A 16,473-nucleotide genomic window follows, 5' to 3' on the forward strand; every position below is an offset into this window, starting at 1 on the left:
TCAGCGCGGGAGCTGGAGGTACGGCTCCAGGGCGCGCAGCCGGGTGTGGTTGTCGGGGTGGGTGGACAGCAGCCTGGCGAGGCCGGTGGGCTCCTGGAGCTTCTTGCCCTGGGCGGCGGCCGCCGACTTCGCGGCGTCCTCCTCGGCCTGGAAGTGGCGCAGGACCTCGGCCATCTCGGGCGCGAAGCCGAGGGCGGCGGACTGCTGGTCGGCGCGCAGTTCGCCGAGGCGGCCCGCCCAGGCGAGGAGGTAGGGCGCGACGACCAGGGGGACGGTGATGTACCAGGCGACGAGGAACCCGGCGACCACGAACATCCCCATGAAGAGGATCAGCAGTCCGGTCGCGGCCGCGGAGAAGACCCCGGCGACGGTGAGCGCGATCCTGGCCATCCCGCGGGTGAAGGCCCAGGCGAGCCGGCCGGGCAGCGAGTACCAGTAGCCGAGGAGACCGGCCCAGGCGTGACCGCCGGTGTGGTGGCCGAGCTCGTGGGCGAGCACGGCGGCCAGGTTGCTGCTGGGGATCTTGTTGAGGGAGTAGGTGGTGACGCCGACGACGTGGCCGGCGACCGCGACCGCGTTCAGGTCGTCGCTGTTCTCCACCATCAGCTCGTAGGTGTTCGCCTCGATCCCGGCCCGTGCGGTGACCTCGCGCCAGATCGGCTCCAGCCGGGCGCGTTCCTCGGCCAGCGGCTCCCGCAGCTTGAGCACGTGCCGGGCGAAGCGCAGCTCGGTGGGCCGGTGGAAGACGAGCGCTCCGGAGGCCACCCAGGCCACGACGACCAGCCAGCCCACGACCGTGCCGCAGATGCCCAGCGCGAGGGCCGACACCACGGCGAGGCTCACCAGGGCACCGGGGATCTGCGTGGCGAGCTGCCCGATGGCGGTGGCGTCGGCGCCCCGCTGGTGGCTCGCCAGGTGGACGCGTGAGCCCTGGTGGCGGTAGTCGAGGTCGTCGGGCGCTACGGCGGGCCGCGGGATGAACGGCTTCGGCTCCGGCTGCTGCCCCGCGCCCCGCGGATCGGCTCCCTGGTACTGCGGACCGGGGTCCGCTGTTCCCGGATACTGCGGCCCGGGTCCGCCGGCTCCGGGGTTCCCGGGGTACTGGGGGGCCTGGCCGGCCGTACCCGGGTACGGCGGCGCGCTGCTTCCGGCCGCCGCCCCGGGGTACTGCGGCCACGGTCCGCCGGGCCCGGGACCTCCGGGGTGCTGCGGGGGAACGGCCGCCGCCCCCGGGTACTGCGGTGCGGGGTTTCCGGCTCCCGGGTACTGGGGTGCGGCACCCGCCCCGGGGTACGGGGGCGCGGGACTCGCGGCCTCCGCTCCCGGGTACCGGGGAGCGGGGCTTCCGGCCGCCGCCCCCGGATACTGCGGTCCCGGTCCGCCGGGGCCGGGGCTCCCGGGGTACTGCGGCGGGGGAGCGGAGGCCCCGGGATGTTCGGGTGGCGGGGGCGTGGCTCCCGGGTACACGGGCTCGTGGGCCGGGCCTGGAGGCTGGGACATGACGGCTCCTTACGGTGTGGCTGGTGGCTGTGCGGGGACGTCAGCCGGTGAGCGGCGCGGCCGGCGGTGGGACGACGGGGGCCGGCGGAGCCGTGGGCGTCGGCGGTGCCCCGGCGGGGGTGGTCACGCGGGCTCGCCGTCCGGGGCGCCGTCCGGCACGGCGGGAGTCACGGCGGCTCGGGCGCCGTCGGGGAGACCGGGTACCGGGGGTACGGCCGGGGCGGGTCCGGCCGCCGGGTAGGGCGTCGTGGAGGGCGGTCCGTACGGGGCCGCGGGACCGTCGGGCCGCCCCGGCACCACGGGGGGCCCGGTATCCGGACCGCCGGCGTACGGCGGCCGGTCGCCCGGGTGAGGGGGCTGCCCGGCGTACGGAGCCTGCCCGCCCGGGTCTCCCGCGTACGAAGGCTGTCCGGCGTACGGAGCCTGCCCGGCGTATGAAGGCTGCCCGGCGTACGGGGGCTGCTCGGCGTACGGGGGCCGGCCGCCGTCGTACGGGGGCCGGTCCCCGTACGGTGTCTGTCCCGTGTGGGGCGGCTGGGGCGAGGGGCCGGGGTAGGGGGACTGGCCCGGGTACGGCGGCTGGGGCGGCGTCTGCGGCTGTCCGGGCGCCGCCCCGGCGGGCAGCGCCCCCTGTGCCGGAGGCGTCTGCTGCTGGATCAGCTCGTCGACGGCCCGCAGGGTCGAGCGCGCCGACTCCGCCTTCTGGAAGTCCTCCATGCTGTCCCCGGCGATGGCCTGCAACTGGCCCCTGATGATGGACAGCTGGTCCTTCTGGATGGACCCGACGACCATCTTGGTGTCCTCGGGGTGCTGGGACAGGTGCAGGGCCCAGGCGGCGACGCCTCCGTGCTGGAGGTGGTACTGGTAGAAGTTGATCTTCTCGGCGATCAGATGGTGGTCCTGCTGCTGGCGCAGCATCTCCAGCTCGTGCTGCTGCCGGGCCAGCCGGAGCCGGAACTCGTGCTCGGGGTCGAGCATGTCGGACTCGTAGCGCAGGCTCCGCTGCCGCCGCCGGTGCGCGATCGCCTCGTCGTCCAGCCGCAGCCGTACGGCACAGGTCACGGAGAGCCCGATGCCCGCCGCGAAACCGCCCGCCTCCACGGCCCGCTGGACCGCGCGCTCGGCGGCCGGGCTGTCCTCGATGGAGAAGGCGCGGCTCACCGGCCGCGCGAGCTGGTGCAGCTCACGGGTGAGCCGCGTCGGCACGTCGCGCTCGCCGCTCGCCACGTACGCGATCGGGTCGGCGACCCGCCAGGTCAGATCGGCCGTGGCGCCGAAGGAGAACGCGTCGTCGTCGCTCGGCATCTCCAGCGCGAGCTGGACGGGGTGGCTGCCCATGTCCACCTCGTAGACGGAGGTGTAGCGGCGGGTGGCCGCGTCCGAGCGGCTGGGCCGGTGCGGTGGCGTGTAGACGTCGTACGTGCCCTTCGCGGTGACGAAGACCAGCGCGTGGTCGATCGCGGTGACCGCGCGGCGGACGGTGTAGTCGAAGCGCGCGATCGGCCGCACGGTGAGCACCGGGTCGATGAGCGCGGTGTGCCGGTTGGCGTCCTGCTGCCACTCCGGCTGACGGCGGAACTCCGCCATGGTTCAACTCCTCGATGGATCTCTCGACGGATCTGGGGTGGAGGGGGTCAGGAGGCCGAGCAGGCGGTCGGCCACGGGTGGGCGCGGGCCGCCGTCCGGGGCGCGCAGGTTGACCAGTTCGTGGCTCAGCCGTTTGCGGTCGTCCGCGGTGACGACCAGCGCGGGCAGCAGCAGTTCCAGGGCCTGCGCGACGTCCGCCCGGCGTTCGGCCAGCCACACCCAGGTCCGCAGGGCGGCCAGGGCGCCACGGGTGTGCCCGCGGTCGCCGAGCGCGGTTCGCCAGAGGGTGGCCAGGTCACGCGCCGAGTCCATCTCGTACATGCCGGTGTCGGCGTACCACTCGACGAGCGCGCCCTCCTCCGCGTTGTCGCAGGCGCGCACGAACGCGGCCAGCGCGAGCGCCCGGACCGAGGCGGTGTCGTGGTGGAGCAGGCGGACCAGCTCGGAGAGCATCTCGCCGCGCCGCGCGCCCACCGAGAGCAGCAGGGCCGTGGAGTCGACCAGGTTGTTCGACTCGGTCCTGCTGCTGCCTCCGGCACGGGCGCGGGCGGCGAGCGCGCTCAGCGCCGGGCCCGCGAGGTCGGGGCGCAGCGGGGTGAGCAGGCCGAAGGCGCGGATCGCGGTCCAGCGGCGGCCCCAGTGGGTGTCCGTGCACCACTGGGTGAGCAGGCGCAGGACGACGGGCGCGTCGAGGAGCTGGGCGAGCGTGAGGGTGTTCGCGGCGGTGACGCGGGGACCGAAGGCCTTGGACACCGCCCAGCCGTCGATCAGCAGCGCCATCGCCGAGGGCAGGTCGGCGCGGGCCAGCAGCGCGGCGGCAGCGGCGGCCCGGGTCCGGACGACCGGACGGCTGTCGCGGGCCAGCTCCCTGAGCCAGGCGACCAGCGCGGGTCGGGCCGACGGATGGCCCGTCCAGACCTCGCCGAGGAGCACCCGGGGGGTGTTCTCCTTCTTGAAGCGGGCCGTGAACTGCGGGACCGGTCCCCAGTCGGTGTCCTCGTTGCGCAACTCGCCCTCGGCGCGTGCCCGCTCCAGCCGGGTCTCGGCGGGCAGGCCGAACACCGGGATCTCCGGCGGCTGCTCGGGGTGCTGGAGCCGCTGGAAGTGCACGTACAGCTTGTCGGCGAGTTCGGCGGCGAGCACGTAGGGCGCCTGGTCGAAGACGGCGAGAGAGATGAGGAACGCCTTGTCGCGCAGGGTGGACTCGGGGTCGCCGAGCCACTCCCGGCACTGCTGTTCGACCGCCGCGTGCCCGAAGTCGGCGAGGCGGGCCGCCGCCCGTTCGCCGCCGTCGTAGCGGGCGACCTCGACGGCGAACCGGGCCACCTCGGCGGGCCGGTGGGCGCCGCGTGCCAGGAAGTCGCGGACGGGTCCGAGGTCGAGCAGACCGGCGCTGTCCGCCTGCTCCTCGCACAGGTCGGACAGGTGGGCGCGCAGCACCGCGGCCGCTTCCGGGGGCTCCCAGACGGAGGGGGCGACTCCCAGCAGGAAGGGGGAGTTCTCCAGGGTCACGACCAGGTAGCCGCCGCTCTTCGCGAGCCGGTCGCGGGCCGCGTAGAGGTGGGTGTCGCGCAGCGGGCGGTTGCGGCTCAGCGGCAGGTCGCGCAGGACGTGGCCGCCGGGCGCGGTGAGCTGGGCGCCCAGGTTCGCCGGGCCGGTCTCGGCGGACAGCGCGTGCACGGCGGGCACGCCCAGGTGGTGCAGGAGCATGAGGGCCGCGGAGTGACGGCCGGTGGAGTGGGCGCCGGCGAGGACCAGGACGCGCTCCTCGCGCAGCCGGGCCAGGGCGGCGGCGAAGGAGGGACCCTCGACGAAGACCGCGGCGAGCGCGTCGAGCCGCTGCCGGGGGATCTCGCCGGAGACGTACGCCGCCGCGGAGGCCGCCTGGTGGTGGTGGATCTCCGTCTTGCCGCCCAGGAACACATCACGGGCCGAGCCGCCGGCCGACACCCCGTGCTGGGCCCCGCCGACCAGGCTGCCGCCGAAGGAAGCGGCCTCGCTGAAGATGAATCCCGGGGTGTGCGCGACGAGTTCGCGCTGTGCGGCCCTGGCTTCCTGGGTCTCCTCCTCGGGCTCGCCCGCCGCGGTGCCCGCCTCCGGATCCGGGTGCGGTCCCGGCGGCCAGGGCGGGTCCGGGGGCGGTACGTCGTCGGAGCCGTCCCGTACGGGCGCGGGCGCCGTCACGCGGGTTCACCCCCGCTCCTGCCCAGGTGGACGTCCCCGGTGACCTGCCCGCCGGACACCCCGTGCTGGTCCCCCGCGACGAGGCTCCCGCCGAAGCTGGGGGATCCGGAGCCGAAGTTGAAGACGACGTTCGCGGGCGGCGCGGCGGGCGGAACGGGCTGCCGTGCGGGCTCCTCGGCCGGCTCGGCCCCCTCGGCCGGCTCGGCCCCCTCGGCCGGGTCGGGCCTCTCGGGCTGCCCGGGGCGGGCGGACTCGCGCGGTTCGCGCAGGTCGGAGGCAGCATCCGCCGATTCGGCCGACCTGGGCGTTCCCGCCGACCCGGGCGCCCCCGCCGTTGCGGTCGGCTCCACTGTTCCTGTCGGTTCCGCCGGTCCCGCCGTTCGCGGCGACTCTGCCGTTTCCGGTGACTCCGTCGCCCCCGCCGACTCCGCCGACTCCGCTGTTCCCGACGGTTCGGCTCGGGTTCCGGCGGTGGCCGCCCCCGGCGCCGGGCTCTCCCCCGAGCAGTCCGGCGCCGGGGCTCCCCCTCTTTCACCGTGGTCGTCCGCCCCGTGCGGAACCGGGCCGTGCAGCCAGGCCCGCAGGGGTCCGTTCTTGCTGTCCACCGTCACCGGGTGGAAGCCGTCCGCCGGGATGCCCGGGTGGTCGTGCCGCACGATCCCGGAGTGCACGTTCTCCGAGACGCACAGGACGAAGTCGTCCGGCCGCTCCCGCAGGGCCGCGCGCAGCAGGTGGGCGTCGAGGAGCCGGCAGGCGTGGTTGAGGTCGGAGCCGACCCAGCCGTCGCGCTCGTCGACGGCGACGTATCCGGTGGCGACGACACCGCGCAGCCGGATCTGGGCCGAGCTGGACGCCGTCCGGTTGACCGCGCGGAGCAGCCCGGGCACCTCGGCGAGCAGGGTGCGCAGCAACGCCGTGACGGAGGCGTTGGCGTCGATCAGTTCCATCACCGAGTCGCCGCGGTCCGCCCGCAGGCGCAGCCGTTCGTCGATGCCGGCGCTCTCCAGGGCGCGGTCCGTGATGTCGTAGAGCATCCGGCGCAGATAGGCCTGTTCCACGTCGTCCCGGTCGCTGTACTTCTCGATGTCCAGCAGGAGGATCGTCCGGCTCACGGGATCGGTCATGGTCGCCTTTCGGTGGGGGCCTCGCCTGGCAAGCAGGTTGGCGTCACCGGTGGGCCGGGTGTGAGGGCGGATGTCCCACTCGGAGTGTGACCGTGTGCACAGAAGTGGTCCCCGGTCACGGGAGCCCCAGCCGTCAGCGACCGCCCGCCCCGCCGCAGACCCGTGGGCGCGGCCCGGTAAGGGGGTCCGGCCGGGGCGGAGCCGCGAGCGCGCCCAGGGCCCGGACGGTCGCCGTCGGGCGGAGTCGTGGGCGTGGCCCGGTACGGACGGTCGCCGTCGGGCGGGGTCGTGGGCGTGGGCGGGCGAGGGCGGTCGGTGTGGGGAGAGGCTGTGGGCGTGCCGCCGTGCCTGCCGTCGGTACGGGGCGGGGCCGCGCCCGGACGGGAGCTGTCGGCTCATCCCCGGGCGATCCGCCGCAGGACGTCCATGCGCAGGATCACCATCGTCCGGCGGCCCGTCAGCACCGCTTCCCGCTCGCGGAGTTCCTTCAGGAGGCGCTGGACCATCTCCCGGGAGGCCCCCACCGAACCCGCCAGCTCCTGCTTGCTCAGCGGGACGGAGAGTTCGATGCCCTCCTCGGTGCGGCGGCCGTTCGTGCGGGCCAGGTCGAGCAGGAGCGCCGCGAAGCGCTCGCGGACGCTCATGGAGGCGAACTCCAGACGGCGGCGGTCGGCGGCGCGGGTGCGGTCCGAGGTGAGGCCGAGGAGGGCGAAGGAGACCGCGGGGGAGCGGGCGAGGAAGTCCCGGAAGTGTTCGCGTACGAGGGCGACGGTGCGGACCGGCTCCAGGGCCGTCACCGTCGCGGAGCGCGGCCGGCCGGTGAGGGCGGCGGACTCCCCGACGATGTCGCCGGGGCCGCGCAGCGCGAGCAGTGCCTCGTAGCCGTTGGCGGCGGCCGCCGTCACCTTCGTCCAGCCGTGCGTCACGATCAGCACGTGCGAGGAGGGCTCGCTCTGGCGCAGGAGCACCGTCCGGGTCGTGAAGGACAGCTCGCGGCCGAGGGAGAGCAGCGCGGAGCGGTCCTCGCTCTCCAGGCGCGCCAGGAACGGCACCCGGTCGTCCAGGCTCTCGTCCCCGCCTAAGGATCCAGCCGTCACGAGTGCGTCCCCCGTCCCCCGATGTCCCCCGATCGGCCCCGTCGGCCGACGCACGGTGACCGATGCGCGGCAACGGGTCAACGTACTCACCCAGTGTGTGCGGTGCGGACGAATCACGGGCTTTCATCGCGGAACCGGTGACAAGCTGCGCCAAGTGTGAAGTACCCCGAGAATGGATCGGGAGAAGTCCGGCGTGTCGGGCACCACGGCATTTGTTTTGACCGAAGTCCGTGAGGTAGGTACGCTCATACCTTGTGCCTGGGGTGTGCCCTGGCTCTCGTGCGTGCCTTCAGACCGCAAGGGGAGCCGTAAGCGGCCGCCGCAATCTGCGCCCTTTTCGCCTTGCGGCGAGGGGTCTGCAGCATTCGACACACCCGACCGCGTGGGTCGGTGGCGTTTCAGGTTAGCTTCACCATTCGGCACACAGAAACCGGAGAAGTAGTGCCTACGATCCAGCAGCTGGTCCGGAAGGGCCGGCAGGACAAGGTCGAGAAGAACAAGACGCCCGCACTCGAGGGTTCGCCCCAGCGTCGCGGCGTCTGCACGCGTGTGTTCACGACCACCCCGAAGAAGCCGAACTCGGCCCTGCGTAAGGTCGCGCGTGTGCGTCTGACCAGCGGCATCGAGGTCACGGCCTACATTCCGGGTGAGGGACACAACCTGCAGGAGCACTCCATCGTGCTCGTGCGCGGCGGCCGTGTGAAGGACCTGCCGGGTGTTCGCTACAAGATCATCCGCGGCTCCCTCGACACCCAGGGTGTCAAGAACCGCAAGCAGGCCCGCAGCCGCTACGGCGCCAAGAAGGAGAAGTAAGAATGCCTCGTAAGGGCCCCGCCCCGAAGCGCCCGGTCATCATCGACCCGGTCTACGGCTCTCCTCTGGTGACCTCCCTCATCAACAAGGTGCTGCTGAACGGCAAGCGCTCCACCGCCGAGCGCATCGTCTACGGCGCCATGGAGGGTCTGCGTGAGAAGACGGGCAACGACCCGATCATCACGCTGAAGCGCGCGCTGGAGAACATCAAGCCGACCCTCGAGGTCAAGTCCCGCCGTGTCGGTGGTGCGACGTACCAGGTTCCGATCGAGGTCAAGCCCGGTCGTGCCAACACGCTCGCGCTGCGCTGGCTCGTCGGTTACTCCCGCGCCCGTCGCGAGAAGACCATGACCGAGCGTCTGCTCAACGAGCTTCTCGACGCCTCCAACGGCCTCGGTGCCGCTGTGAAGAAGCGCGAGGACACCCACAAGATGGCCGAGTCCAACAAGGCCTTCGCGCACTACCGCTGGTAGTCGCTACCCACATCGAGACCGAGAGAAGACTGAAGCCTTATGGCTACCACTTCACTTGACCTGGCCAGGGTCCGCAACATCGGGATCATGGCCCACATCGACGCGGGCAAGACGACCACCACCGAGCGGATCCTCTTCTACACCGGCGTCAGCTACAAGATCGGTGAGGTCCACGACGGCGCTGCCACCATGGACTGGATGGAGCAGGAGCAGGAGCGTGGCATCACGATCACCTCTGCTGCCACCACCTGTCACTGGCCGCTCGAGGACAACGACTACACGATCAACATCATCGACACCCCCGGGCACGTCGACTTCACGGTCGAGGTGGAGCGTTCGCTCCGCGTCCTCGACGGTGCCGTCACGGTGTTCGACGGTGTCGCGGGTGTCGAGCCGCAGTCCGAGACGGTGTGGCGTCAGGCCGACCGTTACGGCGTGCCGCGCATCTGCTTCGTGAACAAGCTGGACCGCACCGGCGCCGAGTTCCACCGCTGCGTGGACATGATCGAGAACCGCCTCGGCGCGGTCCCGATCGTCATGCAGCTCCCGATCGGTGCCGAGATGGACTTCAAGGGCGTTGTGGACCTGGTCCGCATGAAGGCGCTCGTGTGGTCCGCCGAGGCGGCCAAGGGCGAGATGTACGACGTCGTCGACATCCCGGCCACGCACACCGAGGCCGCCGAGGAGTGGCGCGGCAAGCTGGTCGAGACCGTCGCGGAGAACGACGAAGAGATCATGGAGCTGTACCTGGAGGGCCAGGAGCCCACCGAGGAGCAGCTGTACGCCGCGATCCGTCGTATCACCATCGCGTCCGGCAAGTCCGACGGCGTCACGGTCACCCCGGTGTTCTGTGGCACCGCGTTCAAGAACAAGGGCGTCCAGCCCCTGCTCGACGCGGTCGTGCGCTACCTCCCCACCCCGCTTGACGTCGAGGCCATCGAGGGCCACGCCGTCAACAACCCGGAGGAGGTCGTCAAGCGCAAGCCGTCCGACGAGGAGCCGCTGTCGGCGCTGGCGTTCAAGATCATGAGCGACCCGCACCTCGGCAAGCTCACCTTCGTCCGGGTCTACTCGGGCCGCCTGGAGTCCGGCACCGCCGTGCTGAACTCCGTCAAGGGCAAGAAGGAGCGCATCGGCAAGATCTACCGCATGCACGCGAACAAGCGTGAGGAGATCGAGTCGGTGGGCGCCGGCGACATCGTCGCCGTCATGGGCCTGAAGCAGACCACCACCGGTGAGACGCTGTCCGACGACAAGAGCCCGGTGATCCTGGAGTCCATGGACTTCCCGGCTCCGGTCATCCAGGTCGCCATCGAGCCCAAGTCCAAGGGTGACCAGGAGAAGCTGGGTGTCGCCATCCAGCGTCTCGCGGAGGAGGACCCCTCCTTCCAGGTTCACTCGGACGAGGAGACCGGCCAGACCATCATCGGTGGTATGGGCGAGCTGCACCTCGAGGTGCTGGTCGACCGTATGCGCCGTGAGTTCAAGGTCGAGGCCAACGTCGGCAAGCCGCAGGTCGCGTACCGCGAGACGATCCGTCAGGCCGTCGAGCGTCACGACTACACGCACAAGAAGCAGACCGGTGGTACCGGTCAGTTCGCCAAGGTGCAGATCGCGATCGAGCCGATCGAGGGCGGCGACGCCTCGTACGAGTTCGTGAACAAGGTCACCGGTGGCCGCATCCCGAAGGAGTACATCCCTTCGGTCGACGCGGGTGCGCAGGAGGCCATGCAGTTCGGCATCCTGGCCGGCTACGAGATGACGGGCGTCCGCGTCATTCTTCTCGACGGTGGCTACCACGAGGTCGACTCCTCCGAGCTCGCCTTCAAGATCGCCGGTTCGCAGGCCTTCAAGGAGGCCGCGCGCAAGGCCAAGCCCGTGCTCCTCGAGCCGATGATGGCCGTCGAGGTCACCACGCCCGAGGACTACATGGGTGAGGTCATCGGCGACATCAACTCCCGCCGTGGCCAGATCCAGGCCATGGAGGAGCGCATGGGCGCCCGGATCGTCAAGGGTCTGGTCCCGCTCTCGGAGATGTTCGGCTACGTCGGAGACCTCCGCAGCAAGACGTCGGGTCGCGCGAGCTACTCGATGCAGTTCGACTCCTACGCCGAGGTTCCGCGGAACGTCGCCGAGGAGATCATCGCGAAGGCCAAGGGCGAGTAACACACCTCGTTTACACGCTTTAGGCTTGACACCGACCGCCGGGGTTCGACCGGCAAGGGAGAATCCCGGCGGACGGCACCCCAGCAAAGATCACCTGGCGCCGATGAGTAAGGCGTACAGAACCACTCCGTAGGAGGACCCCAGTGGCGAAGGCGAAGTTCGAGCGGACTAAGCCGCACGTCAACATCGGCACCATCGGTCACATCGACCACGGTAAGACGACCCTCACGGCCGCCATTACCAAGGTGCTGCACGACGCGTACCCGGACCTGAACGAGGCCTCGGCCTTCGACCAGATCGACAAGGCTCCCGAGGAGCGCCAGCGCGGTATCACGATCTCGATCGCGCACGTCGAGTACCAGACGGAGGGCCGTCACTACGCCCACGTCGACTGCCCCGGTCACGCGGACTACATCAAGAACATGATCACGGGTGCGGCGCAGATGGACGGCGCCATCCTCGTTGTCGCCGCCACCGACGGCCCGATGCCGCAGACCAAGGAGCACGTGCTCCTGGCCCGCCAGGTCGGCGTTCCGTACATCGTCGTCGCCCTGAACAAGGCCGACATGGTGGACGACGAGGAGATCCTGGAGCTCGTCGAGCTCGAGGTCCGTGAGCTCCTCTCCGAGTACGAGTTCCCGGGCGACGACCTGCCGGTCGTCAAGGTCTCGGCGCTCAAGGCGCTCGAGGGCGACAAGGAGTGGGGCCAGACCGTTCTGGACCTCATGGCCGCCGTCGACGAGTCCATCCCCACCCCGGCTCGTGACGTCGACAAGCCGTTCCTCATGCCCGTCGAGGACGTCTTCACGATCACCGGTCGCGGTACGGTCGTCACCGGCCGTATCGAGCGTGGTGTCCTGAAGGTCAACGAGACCGTTGACATCATCGGCATCAAGCAGGACAAGACCACGACCACGGTCACGGGCATCGAGATGTTCCGCAAGCTGCTCGACGAGGGCCAGGCCGGTGAGAACGTCGGTCTGCTCCTCCGTGGCATCAAGCGCGAGGACGTCGAGCGCGGCCAGGTCATCATCAAGCCGGGTTCGGTCACCCCGCACACCGAGTTCGAGGCCCAGGCCTACATCCTGTCCAAGGACGAGGGTGGCCGCCACACGCCGTTCTTCAACAACTACCGTCCGCAGTTCTACTTCCGTACGACGGACGTGACGGGCGTTGTGACCCTCCCCGAGGGCACCGAGATGGTCATGCCGGGTGACAACACCGAGATGACCGTCGCGCTGATCCAGCCGGTCGCCATGGAAGAGGGCCTGAAGTTCGCCATCCGTGAGGGTGGCCGGACCGTGGGCGCCGGCCAGGTCACCAAGATCACGAAGTGATCTTGTGCCTGACCCGGTAGCTTCAGCCTGAGCTGAGCTTCCACGAAGGGGCCCGTACGACTTCGGTCGTACGGGCCCCTTTCGCATGCCCGGCCCTCGCACGAGGCGGTCGTATGTGTATACGAAGTGTGAACTCCCTGGTGGCGACGGGGTGATTCCCGCAGGTGAAACGATTCTTGGCGGGTGTCGAAAGAATCACGTAACACGTACGTAATTCAGGAGGAAGACTGTAGGGACGGTCTCCCGCCCGTGGACGGGGGGCCGACTGCTGCACCGACGCCGCCGGAGACGACCGGTCGAACCGACCCCGGTCACCCCTTCCGGCGGCCCTGTCTGAAGGGACCCCCGTGACCCGCCCCGACACGAAGAGCCGTATCGCCGCCCTCCTCGCCGACATCGAGCGGCGCAATCCGGCGCAGCCCGAGTTCCTCCAGGCCGCGCACGAGGTGCTCGAGACCCTGGCCCCGGTCCTCTCGCAGCGACCGGAGTTCGCGGACGCGGCCCTCGTCGAGCGCCTGGTGGAGCCCGAGCGGCAGATCATCTTCCGTGTCCCGTGGCAGGACGACCACGGCAAGGTCCAGGTCAACCGGGGTTACCGGGTGGAGTTCAACAGCGCGCTCGGCCCGTACAAGGGCGGTCTGCGCTTCCACCCGTCGGTGAACCTGGGCATCGTGAAGTTCCTCGGCTTCGAGCAGATCTTCAAGAACGCCCTGACCGGTCTCGGCATCGGCGGCGGCAAGGGCGGCAGCGACTTCGACCCGCGCGGGAAGTCCGACGCCGAGGTCATGCGGTTCTGCCAGTCGTTCATGACGGAGCTGTACCGGCACATCGGTGAGCACACGGACGTGCCGGCGGGCGACATCGGCGTGGGCGGCCGGGAGATCGGCTACCTGTTCGGCCAGTACCGCCGCATCACCAACCGCTGGGAGGCCGGTGTCCTCACCGGCAAGGGCGCGCACTGGGGCGGTTCGCTGATCCGGCCCGAGGCGACCGGCTACGGCAACGTCCTGTTCGCCGCCGCCATGCTGCGCCGGCGCGGCGAGGACCTGGAGGGCCAGACCGCGGTCGTCTCCGGCTCCGGAAACGTCGCGATCTACACCATCGAGAAGCTCGCCGCTCTCGGCGCCAACGCGGTGACCTGCTCCGACTCGACCGGCTACGTCGTCGACGACAAGGGCATCGACCTCGAACTGCTCAAGCAGATCAAGGAGGTCGAGCGCGGCCGGGTCTCCGACTACGCGGCACGGCGCGGCGCGTCGGCGCGGTTCGTCGCGAACGGCAGCGTCTGGGACGTGCCGGGCGATGTCGCGCTGCCCTCGGCCACCCAGAACGAGCTGGACGCGACCGCGGCGGCAGCCCTGATCGGCAACGGCGTCAAGGCGGTCTCCGAGGGCGCCAACATGCCCACCACCCCCGAGGCGGTCCACCTCTTCCAGAAGGCGGGCGTCGCCTTCGGCCCCGGCAAGGCGGCCAACGCGGGCGGTGTCGCGGTCAGCGCCCTGGAGATGAGCCAGAACCACGCCCGTACCTCGTGGTCACGCGAGCGCGTCGAGGACGAGCTGACCGGGATCATGAACGGCATCCATGACACCTGCCACGAGACCGCCGAGCGCTACGGCGTCCCGGGCGACTACGTCAGCGGCGCGAACATCGCGGGCTTCGAGCGGGTCGCGGGCGCGATGCTGGAGCAGGGCGTGATCTGACCGGGGTCCGATCCGACCGAGGTCCGCGAGGGCGGCCGGGCGGTCGGCGTCGGCAAGGGTCCGTACGGCTTCGGTCGTACGGGCCTTTCGCCGTGTCGGGGGCCGGATGGAATCCGGAGGTCATCCCGCCGGTGCGAACACGCTTCGTTCCACCAGGTCCGGGAGGATGCGGGCGGCGGCTCGGAAGTCCTGGTCGTCGTGCAGGACGGTGAGGCCGTGGTGGGCGGCCGTAGCGCAGACCAGCCAGTCGACCGCGGACAGGCTCTGGTGCTGTCCGCGCTGTGCGAGCCGGTACTGGGCCGCCTCGATCCAGCGCCAAGCACTCTTCGGGACTGCGGCATCGGGATAGAGGTCGGCGAACATCTCCGTCATGTGGTCGAACTCGTCGAGGTTCCGAGCTGACTGGAGGAACTCCGTGCGTTGAGCGGCGCACGACCCGATGGCTCCCTCGTCGATCTCGTGGGCCCAGAGGTCGTTGAGCTTCCGGTCGCGCTGAAGCCGCCACACGGCGGTGGAGTCGGCGAGGTAACGGATCACGGTCAGGCGATGTCCTTGTCCGTGCGGTCGTCACTCGCCCGGCCCTTTTCCGCCGAGTGCCGTGCCCAGAACCCGTCCTCGTCCCACTGCTGAGCCCTGTCCAGGTGGCGCAGCCTGGCCTCGGTGCGTCGTCGCCGCTCGGCGTACTCCCGCAGCGCCAGGTTGACCATCTCCTTCTTGGTCTTGGCGTTGGACAGCTTCATCGCTTCCGCGAGGGCTTCGTCGTCGATGTCGATCTGGGTGGCGGACATGGGGCACCTCCCTGAGATGGGCTTCATACAAAGGTACCCAATGCTCCATACATTGGCGCCTCGAATCTGCCGGGTTCCGGAGTGTGCGGGGCGGTCCGGCAGTCGCCGCATCTGCCCGGTTCCGGACCGCGGAAGGCGCGGTCGCAGTTGTCGCAGTTCTGGAGGGGGTGTCGGACGGCTGGTGGCGACGCGGGAGCACGGAACGGGGGCGGGGGCGGCAACTGGGCTGTGAGGCGGTGGGCCAGGAGGGCGGCCGGGCGGTGCAGGGGCTCGTCCGGCAAGGTGCTCGTCAGGGCGTGGCGTACGGCGGTCGGGGTGAGGTCGCGTTCCAGCCAGGCGGCTACACCAGGGGCGAGGTGTTCGGCGTCGGTGGCGGAGAGCAGGAGGCGGGGGTCCTCGCGGCGGAGGTCGGCGAGGAGATCGACGGCTGTCCGGAGGAGGGCGGGGGAGGGGGACGCGGGCCGCGGGACCGCGGGGAGTGCTTTGCGGCGGGGGCGCGCGGCCGCCGGGGCCGGGTGTCGGGCGGGTGGTCTGCGGGCCGCGGGCGCGTCTGCCGTTTCCCGGTGTCCGGGGCGGTTGCAGGAGACCGTGCGGGTGGTGATCCGGCCGTCCGGGGTGCGTTCGCGGGTGCGGCGCAGATAGCCGTGGGTCTCCAGCTCGCGCAGGGCGGCGGCTACCCGAGTGGCGCCTTCGGGGAAGCGGGCGGCGAGGGTCTTGACGTCGACGGGGGGCGCCGGCGGGGAGGGACTGGATGTGGAGACCCAACCCCATGGCGAGTCCGGACAGCTCCGGGTGCTGGGCGAGGTGGTTGCCGACCACCGTGAAATTGCTGGTGTGGCGGACGTTGTCGTGGATGACGCCGGAATGCGGGCGCCTGTGGGGGTGATTCTTGCCCGGGATCCGGGACTGGGGGCGCGCGGGCGCGCTAGGGTTTTCGGTGTCCATCAGGAAGCTCCGAACTTCCTCGGTGGTCAGGCCCTCGCATTGGGATTGCTACTCCCGGCGGGGGCCGTCACATTTCCTGCCACAGGTCCGTGGTGGCCTGCGGTCGTGTTCCGTCGTGCTGAGCGTAGGGCAGGCAACCCGTCTCAAATCCAGCCCAGTTGGGCATATTCACTCGAGGGAGTGAGGCCGCGCCGCGGGCGGGAGGGGTGGGGCTTGGGAGGTTTCTTTCTCCCCGTGGTCCTTGGGAAAGAGCGCCGGCGGCACCGGAGCACGTTTTCTCGGGTTCCGGTCACCGGAGCCCCAGTTCAGCCCAGACGATCTTGCGCGGCCGTGGCCCCGGAGCGCTGCCCCAGCGGTCGGCGAGGGCGTCGACCAGGAGCAGTCCCCGGCCCGACTCGGCGTCCTCCGCGGGGCGTCGGAGCAGCGGCCGGCGGTCGTCGCGGGTGTCGGCGACCTCGATGCGGAGGGTGTCGCCGACGACGTACAGCGTCAGCCGGAAGTCCCGCCCCGGTACGCGGCCGTGCGTCGCCGCGTTGGCCGCGAGTTCCGCGACGATCTGGTCGGCCGGGCTCAGGGGGAGCCCCCAGGAGCGGAGTTGCTCGGTCGCCAGCAGCCGGGCCAGACGGGCACCGCGTGACGTGGGGGACAGCAGCACGCTGAAGTTGCGCACGGGTTCGACGCGTTGGGCCTCCGGCCCGGCGGTTTCCTGATTCACGTCACTCAGCGTGGCCGACGTTGCCTACTGTGAGCTGCGAT

Annotated in this window: 13 protein-coding genes and 1 pseudogene; 5 read left to right on the forward strand and 9 right to left on the reverse strand. The window is 71.0% G+C overall.

Annotation, left to right across the window (positions count from 1 at the left end; translation table 11 throughout):
- The 5 genes from CW362_RS10730 to CW362_RS10755 all read right to left on the reverse strand — a co-directional run bounded on the left by CW362_RS10730 (position 1) and on the right by CW362_RS10755 (position 7,492).
- Positions 1-1,500: a M48 family metalloprotease gene (locus tag CW362_RS10730; RefSeq protein WP_240657745.1), complete on the reverse strand. Its 1,500-nt coding sequence runs from the start codon at positions 1,498-1,500 to the stop codon at positions 1-3.
- 123 nt (positions 1,501-1,623) lie between these two features.
- On the reverse strand, positions 1,624-3,087 hold the full coding sequence (locus CW362_RS10735) for a PE-PGRS family protein (RefSeq protein ID WP_103549166.1): 1,464 nt from the start codon (positions 3,085-3,087) through the stop codon (positions 1,624-1,626).
- A 3-nt stretch (positions 3,088-3,090) separates the two neighbouring features.
- Positions 3,091-5,271 (reverse strand): hypothetical protein, encoded by a 2,181-nt coding sequence (locus CW362_RS10740; RefSeq protein WP_103549167.1) that lies wholly within the window; start codon positions 5,269-5,271, stop codon positions 3,091-3,093.
- Positions 5,268-6,395, reverse strand: coding sequence for a hypothetical protein (locus CW362_RS10745; protein ID WP_103549168.1), 1,128 nt, complete (start codon positions 6,393-6,395; stop codon positions 5,268-5,270). Before CW362_RS10745 ends, CW362_RS10740 begins: the two co-directional genes overlap by 4 nt.
- Positions 6,396-6,790: 395 nt before the next feature.
- Entirely contained in the window at positions 6,791-7,492 is a 702-nt protein-coding gene (locus CW362_RS10755) for a Crp/Fnr family transcriptional regulator (RefSeq protein ID WP_103549169.1), read from the reverse strand.
- A 441-nt stretch (positions 7,493-7,933) separates the two neighbouring features.
- Between CW362_RS10755 and rpsL the strand changes: the two genes are divergently transcribed.
- The 5 genes from rpsL to gdhA all read left to right on the forward strand — a co-directional run bounded on the left by rpsL (position 7,934) and on the right by gdhA (position 13,984).
- Entirely contained in the window at positions 7,934-8,305 is a 372-nt protein-coding gene (rpsL, locus tag CW362_RS10760; protein WP_003948652.1) for a 30S ribosomal protein S12, read from the forward strand.
- A 2-nt stretch (positions 8,306-8,307) separates the two neighbouring features.
- The gene (rpsG, locus tag CW362_RS10765; protein WP_003992340.1) at positions 8,308-8,778 is read left to right on the forward strand and encodes a 30S ribosomal protein S7; all 471 of its coding nucleotides are present in this window, start codon (positions 8,308-8,310) and stop codon (positions 8,776-8,778) included.
- A 39-nt stretch (positions 8,779-8,817) separates the two neighbouring features.
- Complete coding sequence (gene fusA / locus CW362_RS10770; RefSeq protein WP_103549170.1) at positions 8,818-10,944, forward strand: elongation factor G; 2,127 nt, start codon at positions 8,818-8,820, stop codon at positions 10,942-10,944.
- A gap of 143 nt (positions 10,945-11,087) precedes the next feature.
- Positions 11,088-12,281, forward strand: coding sequence for an elongation factor Tu (gene tuf / locus CW362_RS10775; protein WP_103549171.1), 1,194 nt, complete (start codon positions 11,088-11,090; stop codon positions 12,279-12,281).
- 347 nt (positions 12,282-12,628) lie between these two features.
- Complete coding sequence (gdhA, locus tag CW362_RS10780; protein ID WP_103549172.1) at positions 12,629-13,984, forward strand: NADP-specific glutamate dehydrogenase; 1,356 nt, start codon at positions 12,629-12,631, stop codon at positions 13,982-13,984.
- Between the two features lie 120 nt (positions 13,985-14,104).
- On the opposite strand, the gene CW362_RS10785 is transcribed toward gdhA, so the two are convergent.
- The 4 genes and pseudogenes from CW362_RS10785 to CW362_RS10800 all read right to left on the reverse strand — a co-directional run bounded on the left by CW362_RS10785 (position 14,105) and on the right by CW362_RS10800 (position 16,432).
- Positions 14,105-14,521, reverse strand: coding sequence for a PIN domain-containing protein (locus CW362_RS10785; protein ID WP_103549173.1), 417 nt, complete (start codon positions 14,519-14,521; stop codon positions 14,105-14,107).
- 2 nt (positions 14,522-14,523) lie between these two features.
- Positions 14,524-14,772, reverse strand: coding sequence for a type II toxin-antitoxin system VapB family antitoxin (locus tag CW362_RS10790; protein ID WP_103549174.1), 249 nt, complete (start codon positions 14,770-14,772; stop codon positions 14,524-14,526).
- Positions 14,773-14,795: 23 nt separating this feature from the next.
- Positions 14,796-15,717, reverse strand: a pseudogene (locus CW362_RS44405) (helix-turn-helix domain-containing protein).
- Between the two features lie 289 nt (positions 15,718-16,006).
- Entirely contained in the window at positions 16,007-16,432 is a 426-nt protein-coding gene (locus CW362_RS10800) for an ATP-binding protein (RefSeq protein ID WP_103549175.1), read from the reverse strand.
- Positions 16,433-16,473 lie beyond the last annotated feature (41 nt).

The organism is Streptomyces populi (assembly GCF_002911015.1).
GTDB lineage: Bacteria > Actinomycetota > Actinomycetes > Streptomycetales > Streptomycetaceae > Streptomyces > Streptomyces populi.

What these genes read in the sequence shown, in the direction of transcription:
- CW362_RS10730 (WP_240657745.1), bottom strand. Translation starts at nt 1,500, where the DNA reads ATGTCCCAGCCTCCAGGCCCGGCCCACGAGCCCGTGTACCCGGGAGCC.
- CW362_RS10735 (WP_103549166.1), bottom strand. Translation starts at nt 3,087, where the DNA reads ATGGCGGAGTTCCGCCGTCAGCCGGAGTGGCAGCAGGACGCCAACCGG.
- CW362_RS10745 (WP_103549168.1), bottom strand. Translation starts at nt 6,395, where the DNA reads ATGACCGATCCCGTGAGCCGGACGATCCTCCTGCTGGACATCGAGAAG.
- rpsG (WP_003992340.1), top strand. Translation starts at nt 8,308, where the DNA reads ATGCCTCGTAAGGGCCCCGCCCCGAAGCGCCCGGTCATCATCGACCCG.
- fusA (WP_103549170.1), top strand. Translation starts at nt 8,818, where the DNA reads ATGGCTACCACTTCACTTGACCTGGCCAGGGTCCGCAACATCGGGATC.
- CW362_RS10790 (WP_103549174.1), bottom strand. Translation starts at nt 14,772, where the DNA reads ATGTCCGCCACCCAGATCGACATCGACGACGAAGCCCTCGCGGAAGCG.